At 38.6% G+C, this 11,857-nt stretch carries 13 protein-coding genes; all 13 read right to left on the bottom strand.

From position 1 onward, the window contains the following. Positions 1-9: 9 nt before the first annotated feature. On the bottom strand, positions 10-909 hold the full coding sequence (locus H8S40_RS02960; RefSeq protein ID WP_186864512.1) for an ROK family protein: 900 nt from the start codon (positions 907-909) through the stop codon (positions 10-12). Positions 910-970: 61 nt separating this feature from the next. Continuing rightward, complete coding sequence (locus H8S40_RS02955; RefSeq protein ID WP_022074646.1) at positions 971-1,654, bottom strand: N-acetylmannosamine-6-phosphate 2-epimerase; 684 nt, start codon at positions 1,652-1,654, stop codon at positions 971-973. A 38-nt stretch (positions 1,655-1,692) separates the two neighbouring features. Further along, positions 1,693-2,763: an iron-containing alcohol dehydrogenase gene (locus H8S40_RS02950; RefSeq protein WP_022074645.1), complete on the bottom strand. Its 1,071-nt coding sequence runs from the start codon at positions 2,761-2,763 to the stop codon at positions 1,693-1,695. Between the two features lie 17 nt (positions 2,764-2,780). After that, positions 2,781-3,065 (bottom strand): acetylxylan esterase, encoded by a 285-nt coding sequence (locus tag H8S40_RS16420; RefSeq protein WP_118724963.1) that lies wholly within the window; start codon positions 3,063-3,065, stop codon positions 2,781-2,783. A 43-nt stretch (positions 3,066-3,108) separates the two neighbouring features. Further along, positions 3,109-3,942, bottom strand: coding sequence for a carbohydrate ABC transporter permease (locus H8S40_RS02940; protein ID WP_186864510.1), 834 nt, complete (start codon positions 3,940-3,942; stop codon positions 3,109-3,111). Next, positions 3,942-4,814, bottom strand: a complete 873-nt coding sequence (locus H8S40_RS02935) for a carbohydrate ABC transporter permease (protein ID WP_118724965.1) — start codon at positions 4,812-4,814, stop codon at positions 3,942-3,944. Before H8S40_RS02935 ends, H8S40_RS02940 begins: the two co-directional genes overlap by 1 nt. A 94-nt stretch (positions 4,815-4,908) precedes the next feature. Next, positions 4,909-6,222 carry an ABC transporter substrate-binding protein gene (locus tag H8S40_RS02930; RefSeq protein ID WP_118724966.1) on the bottom strand — a complete coding sequence of 438 codons (1,314 nt, stop codon included), beginning with the start codon at positions 6,220-6,222 and terminating at the stop codon, positions 4,909-4,911. A 71-nt stretch (positions 6,223-6,293) separates the two neighbouring features. After that, complete coding sequence (locus tag H8S40_RS02925; protein ID WP_118724967.1) at positions 6,294-7,232, bottom strand: dihydrodipicolinate synthase family protein; 939 nt, start codon at positions 7,230-7,232, stop codon at positions 6,294-6,296. Between the two features lie 479 nt (positions 7,233-7,711). Continuing rightward, positions 7,712-8,506 carry a tRNA pseudouridine(38-40) synthase TruA gene (gene truA / locus H8S40_RS02920; protein ID WP_186864509.1) on the bottom strand — a complete coding sequence of 265 codons (795 nt, stop codon included), beginning with the start codon at positions 8,504-8,506 and terminating at the stop codon, positions 7,712-7,714. 16 nt (positions 8,507-8,522) lie between these two features. Further along, positions 8,523-9,347 carry an energy-coupling factor transporter transmembrane component T family protein gene (locus tag H8S40_RS02915; RefSeq protein ID WP_117990926.1) on the bottom strand — a complete coding sequence of 275 codons (825 nt, stop codon included), beginning with the start codon at positions 9,345-9,347 and terminating at the stop codon, positions 8,523-8,525. Beyond that, positions 9,340-10,188: an energy-coupling factor transporter ATPase gene (locus H8S40_RS02910; RefSeq protein ID WP_117990923.1), complete on the bottom strand. Its 849-nt coding sequence runs from the start codon at positions 10,186-10,188 to the stop codon at positions 9,340-9,342. Before H8S40_RS02910 ends, H8S40_RS02915 begins: the two co-directional genes overlap by 8 nt. 14 nt (positions 10,189-10,202) lie before the next feature. Then, on the bottom strand, positions 10,203-11,066 hold the full coding sequence (locus tag H8S40_RS02905) for an energy-coupling factor transporter ATPase (protein ID WP_118724970.1): 864 nt from the start codon (positions 11,064-11,066) through the stop codon (positions 10,203-10,205). Positions 11,067-11,274: 208 nt separating this feature from the next. Beyond that, a complete protein-coding gene (locus H8S40_RS02900) occupies positions 11,275-11,793 on the bottom strand; it encodes a peptidylprolyl isomerase (protein ID WP_118724971.1) in 519 nt (172 codons plus the stop codon). Positions 11,794-11,857 lie beyond the last annotated feature (64 nt).

Here is an 11,857-nt window from a genome sequence, read left to right as displayed (position 1 = left end):
CTTCTGAGCTTACAGAATTGTAGTTTCCGGTATTTTCAGTTTCTGTTCTGCAATATAAACTGCTCCCCAAAGCCCGGCCTTATTTCCAAGACTCGCCACCGAAATCTCTACATCTCTGAAACTCGGCATAATTCGCTCACTTACAACAGTTCGTACTGATTCAGCAACATATTCCTGTACCATAACACCACCACCAATAATCACGCTTCTTGGATTAAAAACATGAATCAACGTTACCAGTCCATGTGCTATCTCCTGTATCCAATCATCTACTACCCTCTTCACTTCCGGCATATCAATATGTTCAAACACCTCTCTGCCGTTTGCAACTTGTACTGCCTCTTTTGAAACTCTTCGAACAAGAGCACTTGTTGATGCATAATCTTCATAGCATCCACTGATCCGAACGCCCTGACGAACTTCCTCTCCATGAATGATCATGCTCCCAAACTCTCCTGCTGATCCTGCAAATCCTTTAAATATCTTTCCGTCGATTACAACGGCGCCTCCAACTCCGGTTCCATATGTCAGACATAGATATTCCGACATTCCTTTCGCCGCACCGAAGTATCCTTCTCCGAGAGCTGCAGCATTCACATCATTTTCTACTGCTGTTGGAACCCCAAACTCATTTTCCAGAATTTCTCTTATTTTCATACCGGTATATCCTGGTATATTTTCATTTGCATAACGGATACAGCCGCTGGCAGAATCCACCTGTCCCGCTGTACTGATTCCAATTCCGTCAAACGGTTTTAATGATTGGATAATCTCGACAGCATTCTGTACCACATATGCCCCACTTTTTTTTGCATCTGTCGAACGTTCCGAAAAATTCTTTAGTATTCCATCTTCATATTTCGCATATTTTATAGAAGTTCCGCCAATATCTAGTACTACTAATTTCATTTTAACTCCTATTTACGATACAGTCCAATATTTTCGAAAATTTTCGTCAAATATTTCTATTTTACTCTATCGCATTCACGAATCTTTTTGTAATTTCCATCGGCCTCGTAATTGCCGTTCCTACCACAGCTGCTAATACACCAGTACCCAAAATATGTTTCAGTTGCTCCGGTGTCCAGATACCACCTTCTGCAATTACCGGTTTTTCTCCACTTTCCACTAACTGTTGAATCAACTCCATATTAGGAAGTTCACTTCCTTTTGAATAAGATGTATAACCAGATAAAGTAGTTCCTAAAATGTCAAACCCGATTTTCGCAGCATTTAGTCCCTCTTCCAAAGTGGAACAATCTGCCATAAAAATCTGCTCTGGATATTTTGCTCTTACTTCAGCAAAGAAATCTTCTAAGCTTCTCTTTCCTGGTCTCATCCTCTTTGTTGCATCCAATGCAATAATCTCCGGACGAACCGTCATCAATTCGTCTACCTCTTTCATTGATGGCGTGATATACACATCAGAATCATCATATACCCTTTTTATAATTCCAATTACTGGAAGCTTTACCTCTTTTCGAATTTCCAAAATATCCGAAACGGAATTTGCACGAATGCCAACAGCACCTCCGTACATAGCAGCCACCGCCATCCTCTGCATAATATAGGAACTGTGCAATGGTTCATTTTCCAATGCCTGGCACGATACGATCAATCCACCTCTAATAGTGTCTAATATTCTTTCGTCCATCTGCGCCTTCCTTTCTGCCTCACTGCTGTCGGCTTTTATCAGATGATTTCCTCAAATGCAATATCCAACTGTTTCAAATCTTCTGCTGCGGTCATATTGTTTTTCATAATATTATATTCTTTTAACTTCGCAATATTTTCCTCTGTCGGCTCTACTCCAAGTTCACTTAGCTTTGTCGGCATATTCATCGCTTTCATCATATGATATACTTTCTGATATTCTTCTTCTGGATCTTTGTTAAAACGCATCTGCATCAGAACACCAACTGCTACGATTTCCCCATGCAATGATTCTTTTGATTCGATTGGAAAAAATTTTCTTGTACCGTCATACAAACCATGTGCTATCGCAAGCTGATCAGAACCGCTTGAAAATCCGCTTACCATAGATGTAATTATCAGATTCACAAGTACCAAATCTCTTAGAAGGATCGGATCCTTCTTTGGATTTTCATATACTTCAACTCCATATTTTGTCAAAAAGTCATAAATAAACGTAGAATTCATATATGCCATTTTCTTGAAGACAGATACTCCGGGATATGTCATATCTGCTCTTCCATTCACTATCTCCGGCAATTTAGCAATCGAATCTAAAATTCCTGACGCAAACAATCTCTTTGGTGAATCTCCGATAATATCAATATCTGCAATCACAGAATCGACTTCTTTCTCTTTCGGAATAGAGCAATCATAACTTCCTGTATCTTTCGTATACATAATACTGACCGCTGAAGAGCCTGCACAAGTTGCAACAGATGTTGGCACAGTAATCAACGGAAGTTTTGCCATATCTGAAACGACCTTACTCAGATCCATACATTTTCCTCCACCAATTGCCACTATCACATCTGCTTTCTGAACAGTTGCTTTTGCAGAAAGCCTTTTTGCAAAATCTACTGAGTTAGGTTCGTCCATCAGATTCCAATCTGCTTCCACACCTTCTGATTCTGCTTTTGCTCCGATTTTCTCACGAATCATAGGAAGCGTTGTTTTTCCACCAATCAGAAATGCCTTTGCCCCATACCTTTTGATTTCGTCCGGCAATGTGTCTATAACACCTTCACCATAAACAAATCTGCTTACCCCAATTTTTAAAACTTCACTCATATTTTGCACCTCCTGTTTTATAGTTTGCTTAAAAATTGATATGTCTTATCCTCAAAGTCCGGAATATTTTCATGTTGAAAATCCGGATAAATAATATGTTGTTTCTTCGATTTTATTTTGTTGTAGATTGCAAACTGCGAAGACGGTGGGCAATTCATATCCCAACATTCAACATATCCTGTCTGAAAATCTGATTGAACAAATTCTACCTTTGGATCTATTCCGTGCATTTCATCTAAAGCAGATTTCCAGTATTCCTCGAAATCCACCGGTCTAGGATTTCCCCATAGTACTTTTTTAATTTTTCCAACGGAAAATCAACCCCCCATACAGCACATCCTTTCTCTATTTGTCACTACCTGCGGTTAATCCGCCCACCAAATATTTCTGTGCAATCAAGTAAATTAATATTGGCGGGATAATTGCAATTATTGTTCCTGCCATAATCCAATTCCATGGTGTGACAATATCCTTCATTCTCGAGAGACCTACAGTCATAGATACTTTTCCTGGTGATGAAGTAAGTATCATTGGATACAAATATGCATCCCACCCGGAAAAAAATGAAAGTGCAAATGCTGTTGTTAATGCAGGTAAAGAAACTGGTAATATTATCTTCACCAATGCTTGAAATCGTGTACATCCATCCACAGCCGCTGCTTCTTCCAATGTAACAGAGATGCTATCAAAAAATCCTTTTAGTAACAAAATTGGATTTGCAATCGCTGATGCAACCATCGCTAAAACTACAATTAGATATGTGTCATATAATCCCATAGAATTTGAAAGACCATATAATGGAGTCACAATTACAATTTGTGGAATAACTTGAATCGCAACAATAACCATCATAAATGCCACTTTAAACCGAAATTGAAATCTGGAAAGTGCATACGCTGCCAAAATCGAAATAATAATTGTAAAAAAGCTCGTTCCTAATGCATAAATAATTGAAGCTTTTAAGTATTCCCACAACGGAGTTTGTGTTGCAACTTCTATGTAGTTTTCCCAATGAAAATACTCCGGATACAACATGCGTTCTCCCAGCTTTGCAAATGGCGTTAATGATGTCATCAATGCAGAGTATATTGGAAGCAAAGCAATAATAACCCATACAATAATGAAAAAATACCGTACAATATAATTCCTAATTTTTTCATTCCGTCTGTTTTTCTTCATTACTTGTCCTCCTTTGCATTATGTTTCATAAGGAAAAATGCAATAATAGATACAAATAACATTGTAAATATTGCTATTGCCGCTGCACCACCCATATCACCATTAATAAATGCCTTCTTGTAAATTGTAATACTAAGCAGTTCTGTTACATTCAACGGACCACCTGCAGTAATTACATACACCAAATCAAAGATTGTAAACGACCAAGCCATTAGAATCGTTCCACTCATAACCATTACAGGTTTTAACAGTGGGAGTGTTATATATACGAAATATTTCCATCCCAAAGCACCGTCAAGTTTTGCTGCTTCTTCAACTTCTGATGGTATTGTCTGCAACGCGGATAATAAACTCATTACAAGAAACGGAACACCTTTCCATATTCGAATGAATATTACCGTCGCCAGGGCTAAATCAGCGCCCAAAAAGCTGACTGGCGTACTAACCAACCCCAAATCCAAAAGTACTGTATTCACAATCCCATTTGTAGAATTTAACACCCAACTCCACATTGTTCCTGCAAACACATGCGGAATAACCCATGGAATAATTACAATTGTTCTAAATATCCCTCTGCCCGGAATTGGTTTATTCAACGCAAGTGCAAGTGTCGTTCCAACCACAAATATACCCGCAATACCACAAACAACCCAGATCATTGTTCTTCCCAATGTCGCAGCAAATGCTGATGTGAATAAATACTTATAATTATCCAGACCCGCCCACCGCTGAAATTGGCCAATCAAATCTACTTTTGCAAAAGAATACCAAAGTAAATTTACAAGGGGAATTGCAAAAATCGCAAAAATAATAAAAATTGCAGGTATTAAAAATATATAAGGCAGAGCTTTTCTTTTTCTTTTCAGTTTCATAAACTAAAACTACCACCTTTCAATATTCTATGAGATAAAAATAGAGCTGGTCATAAGCTGATAAAAACCAGTTTATGGCACAGCCTCATTTTTATCATTCTACATAGTTTGAATGTACTGTCTCAATCATAAAATCAATAGCTTTATCTGCTGTCATTTTTCTCGTTGCTGCTGCCTGAGCACCATCTGCAATTGCCTGTTCTATCATCGCAACATTCTTATCCTTTGGACGTGCTGAAACAGTATCTAATTGCTCTACCAACGCATTCCAATATTCTCCTGAAAATTCATCCATTTCCTTTTCTGATTCTAGAATTGGTAATAGTCCCCACTCTGTAGCATGTCTTGTCTGATTTTCGTTTGACATTAAATGCTGCACCATTTTCCAAGCATCTTCTTTATCTTCACATGCTTCTGGAATCGACCATCCATCACATCCAAGAATCGGATGAGATCCTGCTGGTCCAGCCGGGAACAATGCAGTATTAAACTTGCTTTCTTTCCCTTTGTCAAGTTCCTCTTTTAACTCCTTAACTGCCCAAACACCATCCAGATACATCGCAACTTCACCATCTCTGAACAATGTTCTAATTCCAAACGGATTCTGCTCAATCGAATTTGCCTGTGTAATACCATAATCATTTGTAATTGCTGCAAATTCATTTAACACTTCTACAAACAACGCTCGATTCTCTTCATTATCTTCAAAAGTAAACTTTTTATCTCCATCACTCCAAATATCTACGCCAGTATAACTTGAATAAAAACTTTCTGTAATATTTGCAAAATCTTCTGTTGCAGTAATCCCCCATCCAAGTCCTGGGATACCAGTCTTCTCCGTGATTGTTTTTGCCATTGATATCATTTCTTCAACGGTTTCAGGTGGTGAATTTGGATCAAGTCCGGCCTGTTCAAAATACTCTTTATTGTACCATAACCCAAAAGCACCTGTCGCAGAAGGAATCCAGTAGAGTTTTCCATCTTCTGTCGAAGCAACATCAATAATTGATTGTGGAATATCTGCTGACAAAGAGGAGTCAGAAGCAAACAACTCCGATAAATCAGTCAAATATCCTGACTCTGCAAGATCCCAACCATTCTGAATATTAACAAAGGTTACATCCGGCAAATCTCCTTGTGCCCCAAGAAGTTTTAGTTTTGTAGTTGCCTCTGCCCATGCCATTGCATCAAACTTTACAGTTATATCTGGATTTGCTTCCTCATAACTTTCCATAATTGGAGCAAAAATAGGTTCTGCTTTTGCAATATCTCCTAATCTTAAAACAGAAATTTCCTTTGCTCCTCCTTTTTCTGAAGTGGTTTCCTCCTTTTTTGATTCACCACCACAAGCTACCATCGACATCGTCATTGCTGCACAAAGCAAAATTGCCAATACTCTTTTCTTCACAAATGTTCCTCCTTTCCCTCTTGTTTCTAGGAGACACTTTGGTCTCCTAGATTTCGTAATTTATTTTTTATTTAAACCAGACCAACTTCTTTTAACATTGCTTTAATCTTAGCATCAAGTTCTTCACTGATATCTGGAAGTGGGATACGTCCAGGACCACAATCAGATCCAACTAATGTTGCTGCTCGTTTCAGAATTGCAAGCACAACCGGTTCTCCTCCTGTAGCACTCTCAGCTGCTGCCAGATCAAGATAAGGTGTCAGTCTATCGCGAATCTGTTTTGCTTTTACATAATCGCCAGCACTTCTTGCCTTCCACATCTCAACAGCAATTTCCGGAGCAAAGTTAGAGGTACTTGAGATAAATCCCTTTGTTCCTGCTACTGCTGCAAACGGCTCAAGAAATTCCCCATGTCCATTGATAACAGTAATCTTATCGCCAAGCTTACGTGCAACTTTTTCCATTTTTGCAAAGTTTGGTGTACATTCTTTAATACCAACCACATTGGATGCACCTACAAGCTGTTCCATAACTTCAACTGGTACATCTTTATGTGTAACCTCCAGATTGTTATAAAGAAGAATTCCGATGTTTGCTGCTTTTGAAATTTCCTTATAGAAACGTAAAACAGCTTCATCTGTAGGTACATAATAATAAGGTGATAAAACCATAACACCAGCTGCACCAGCCTGTTCTGCATGTGCCATTAAATCTTTTACGTCTTCAATATTACTGTGATTACATCCAGCAATAATCGGAAGTTCTTCACCGGCTTCTTCTACTGCTGTTTCAATTAATTTCTTTCTCTCAGCAATTGTAAGTGCGCCACACTCGCCTGTACTTCCACCTACAACTAATGTGCAATTATTATCACGGTTGATTCCTTTATTAATTAAGAAACGAATGTGATTTTTTACTTTTCCATAATCCACCTTACGATCCTCTGTCATAGGTGTTACAGCAATTGCACAAATTCCCTCTAGTGCTTTTTTCAGTTCTTCTGGTCTCATTTTTGTTACCTCCTCATTTGCATTTTTTTCGTTTTTTAGGGTTCGTCTTTATTTGATTTATCTTCATCATATCATCAAAAAAATATAAATCAATACTTTTTTGGAAAATATTTTCTTTTTAGTAACTCTTCACAGAAAAACATTTTCTTTTTTGTTTATTATTCCTTGTTTGCTTTATTTTTCAGAAAATATATTATTTTTTTACTTTTTTTCAAACCATATTGGTTTTACATATAAAAATAGAACGATAAATTGAAACTTCTTTTACTTCGAATTTCAATCTATCGCTCTTGTTTGTTGTGAAAACAATTTAGCCAAATATAAAAATGGAAAATTTTTTCAATTTTCTTTTCCATTTACTTTTTCTTCCAATAATTTAGTATATAAGTCATCATCAAAAGGGGCTGTGAAAAAAGAATAGTCCCATTTACTGTAGAATATCTGCTTCTTTATCTCAAGAAACTTTATGTTGATAAGTGTCACTTTTTTGTTAATAAGATATCTTGATATTCAATCTGCATCAGCATCAGTCCCTGCGGCGGTGCTGTCACACCTGCTGCCTGTCGGTCTTTCGCCTCCAGGATCTCTTTCACCTGCTCTGGCGTATAGAACCCACGTCCAACACGCAGAAGCGTCCCGACAATAATCCTAACCATATTATAGAGAAAACCATTTCCCTTAATTCGGATTGTCAACTCTCTTCCGGCTGCATGCCCGTTTCTTGCATATGTACATTCTGATTCCAAAACTTCCAATTCGTAAATTGTTCTGACCGTATCTTCCACATTCGTCCTAATATTGCAAAAGCTTGCAAAATCATGTTCGCCAAGCAAATATTCTGCCGCTTCACGCATTTTCGCAACGTCCAGCTTATAAGAAACAAAATATGTGTTATGTCTCTTTGTAGGATCTGGAACTTCTGTATTTAAAATATGATATTCATACGTTTTCACAATATGGTCCTGATATCTCGGATGCCAGTCGGATGGTACTTCTTCTGATTTTACTATCACGATATCATCCGGAAGTTTTTGATTTAACGCATAAGAAAACCGGTCCGGCGGAATCGGCGATTTAGTATCAAACACCGCCACATTTCCCATCGCATGCACCCCTGAATCGGTCCGGCTTGCACCAATGATGACAATGTTTTCTCCTGTCAGTTTTGACAGTTTTTTGTTCAATACCTCTTCAATCGTAATTCCGTTTGGCTGTATCTGCCAGCCACAATAATCGGTGCCGTCATAGGCAACTGTTAATTTTATTCTTCTCACTACTTATACTCCATTTTTAAAAGATCCATACTTTAAATGGAATGAAATGTCCCACAATGATAACAACCACAAGATAAAAAACTGAAAATGTATATGCCAGATAATCTCTTTTTTCATAAACCAGTGGTTTCATCTTCGTTCTGCCTTCACCACCGCAGTAGCATCTTGATTCCATTGCCATGGCAAGGTCATTTGCTCTTCTAAATGCAGAAACAAACAACGGCACTAAAATCGGAACCATTGCTTTTGTTTTCTGAATAATATTTCCACTCTCCAAATCCGCACCACGGGCGATCTGTGCCTTCATGATCTTATCTGTCTCTTCCAAAAGGATTGGAATAAAACGAAGTGCAATTGACATCATCATCGCAATCTCATGAACCGGAACATTTATTTTATTAAGCGGTTTTAATACGCTTTCAATCCCATCTGTCAAGGAATTTGGTGTTGTCGTCAGTGTCATAAGTGAAGAACCGACAATCAGATAAATCAAACGGATTGCCATAAACACGGACACTCTAAGCCCTTGTTCTGTAATTGTAAAAATCCAGAAATGTACCAGTGTCTCTCCGCCTTTTGTCAAAAATAAATTCATCACAACCGTAAATAACAATAAAATAACGATTGCCTTCAAGCCTTTGAGCATAAATTTGAGCGGAACTTGGCTTGCTTTGATTACAATCATTAAAAATATGGTTGCAACTGCATAACCAAGCAGACTATTCTGTACAAACAACGATACTAAAAATATCAGCGTACAAATAATCTTCACCCTTGGATCCAGTCGATGAACCGGACTTTGTGCAGGGTAATACTGTCCTATTGTAATATCTCTAATCATGGTAACACCTCATTATCTCGTCTGCTGCCTCTTCGACTGTTGTGGCATCTGTACGCACATCCAGCCCTCTTTCTTTTAAGTCATGCATAATATACGTCACCTGCGGAGCTGCAAGTCCAATCTGTTCCAACTCTTTATAATGTGCAAATACAGCTTTCGGCTCCCCATCAAACATCTTCTCTCCATGATTCATTACGATAATTCTGTCCACATAACGGGCAATATCTTCCATACTATGAGATACCAGAATTACTGTCATATCTGTTTCTTTATGAAGTCTTGCTATCTGATCCAGGATATCATCCCGTCCCTGCGGGTCCAGTCCTGCGGTTGGTTCATCCAGCACAAGAACTTTCGGTTTCATAGCCAGAACTCCGGCAATCGCCACTCTTCGCTTTTGTCCTCCCGACAATTCAAACGGTGATTGACGATAATATTTTTCAGGAAATTGTACAAGCTCCAGTGCTTCCTTTGCACGCTTCATACAATCTTCTTCTGATAGCCCCTGATTTTTAGGTCCAAAACAAACATCTGTCAGTACATCTACTTCAAACAACTGGTGCTCTGGATACTGAAATACAAGTCCGACCTGTGTTCTAAGCGTTCGCATATTATAACCGGCTTCATAAATGTTTTTACCCTCATAATATAGCTGTCCTGAAGTTGCTTTGATCAATCCGTTTAAATGCTGGATTAATGTAGATTTTCCTGAACCCGTATGTCCGATAATTCCTACAAACTGTCCCTGTGGGATTTCCAAATTAATATCCTTCAATGCATGTCTTTCATATGCATCACCTGGATTGTAAATATAATTTATATGTTCCAGTTTTATTGACATTGGTTTCTCCATTTCTATGCGTCTTTTTTCTGTGCTTTCATAATATACTCTACCAGTTCTTCACGATGCAGTATTCCCTTTGGAATATCCATTCCTCTCTTTCGAAGTTCCTCTGCAAGCATCGTAACCTGTGGCACATCAAGGTGATATTTTTTCAATTCATCGACCTGACTAAAAATCTGTCTCGGTGTTCCACGCATCACCACATGTCCGCTATCCATTACATATACCCAGTCTGCATCTACTACTTCTTCCATATAATGTGTAATTAAGATAACTGTTACATTTTTTCTTTTACGAAGTTCATGCACTGTACGAAGCACTTCTTTTCTTCCATTCGGGTCTAACATGGCTGTTGGTTCATCCAGCACAATACACTGTGGTTCCATCGCGATTACACCTGCAATTGCCACACGTTGTTTCTGTCCGCCTGATAATTTATTTGGTGAATTTTTACGATATTCTAACATACCTACAGCCCTGAGACTGTCTTCTACTCGCTTCCATATCTCATCCGTCGGAACACCTAAATTCTCCGGTCCAAATCCGACATCCTCTTCTACGACAGTTCCAATAATCTGGTTATCCGGATTCTGAAATACCATCCCGGCTGATTGACGTACATTCATCAGCTCATTCGGATCCTTTGTATCACGCCCGTTCACCCACATCGTTCCTCCTGTAGGAACAAGAATTGCATTCATATGCTTTGCGAGTGTAGATTTTCCAGAGCCATTATGTCCAAGAATCGCAACAAACTGTCCAGGTCTGACATCTATATCCACACCATCTACAGCTCGATGCATTCCGACTACATTTCCCTCATCATCTCGTTTTTCATATTCATAAACAAGCTCTTCTGCCTGTATCATCTCCATAAGGCCATAACCTCCATTATTTATTTACCTTATATGGCACATATGCTTATTGTTTACCTGCAAAAGGCAATCAGTAAACATTCATGTTCCTTATTCTAAAATATGAAGGCTTTTTTGTAAAGCATTCTCCGAAAAGAGACGAAAAAAAGCTCCCGTTCTACAACTCTCATCATAGAAACGGCAGCTCTTCTTATCTTTGATACTTTACTTAAGCTCTTTCTGGCTCCTGAAATTCTTCGCCGAATGTCTCAACTGTAACCTTCTTCATCTTCTGTTCTTCCAGTGGACGGTCACTGTAATCTGTTGCTGTCTCAGCAATCTTATTTACAATATCCATTCCTTCTGTGATCTTACCAAATGCTGCATAAGCGCCATCCAGATGTGGTGATTTCTCATGCATGATGAAGAACTGTGATCCTGCTGAATCCGGATGCATTGCGCGTGCCATAGAAAGCACTCCCGGATCATGTTTCAGATTATTCTCGAATCCGTTCTGTGAAAATTCTCCTTTGATTGAATATCCCGGACCACCCATACCTGTTCCGTTCGGGCATCCTCCCTGGATCATAAATCCACGGATAACACGATGGAAGATCAGTCCATCATAGAATCCTTTCTGAACTAATGATACAAAGTTATTCACTGTATTAGGAGCGATCTCCGGATACAGTTCTGCTTTCATAATGTCTCCATTCTCCATCTCAAATGTTACGATTGGATTTGCCATAATCATTCATCCTCTTTTCTACCTTACTCTGAACACTTAAAATAAGGTGTTCTAAGGCTCATTG

It is taken from the genome of Ruminococcus hominis, assembly GCF_014287355.1.
Lineage (GTDB): Bacteria > Bacillota > Clostridia > Lachnospirales > Lachnospiraceae > Schaedlerella > Schaedlerella hominis.
Note: the sequence above shows the minus strand (reverse complement) of the source record. Positions and strands in the feature narration are given on the sequence as shown.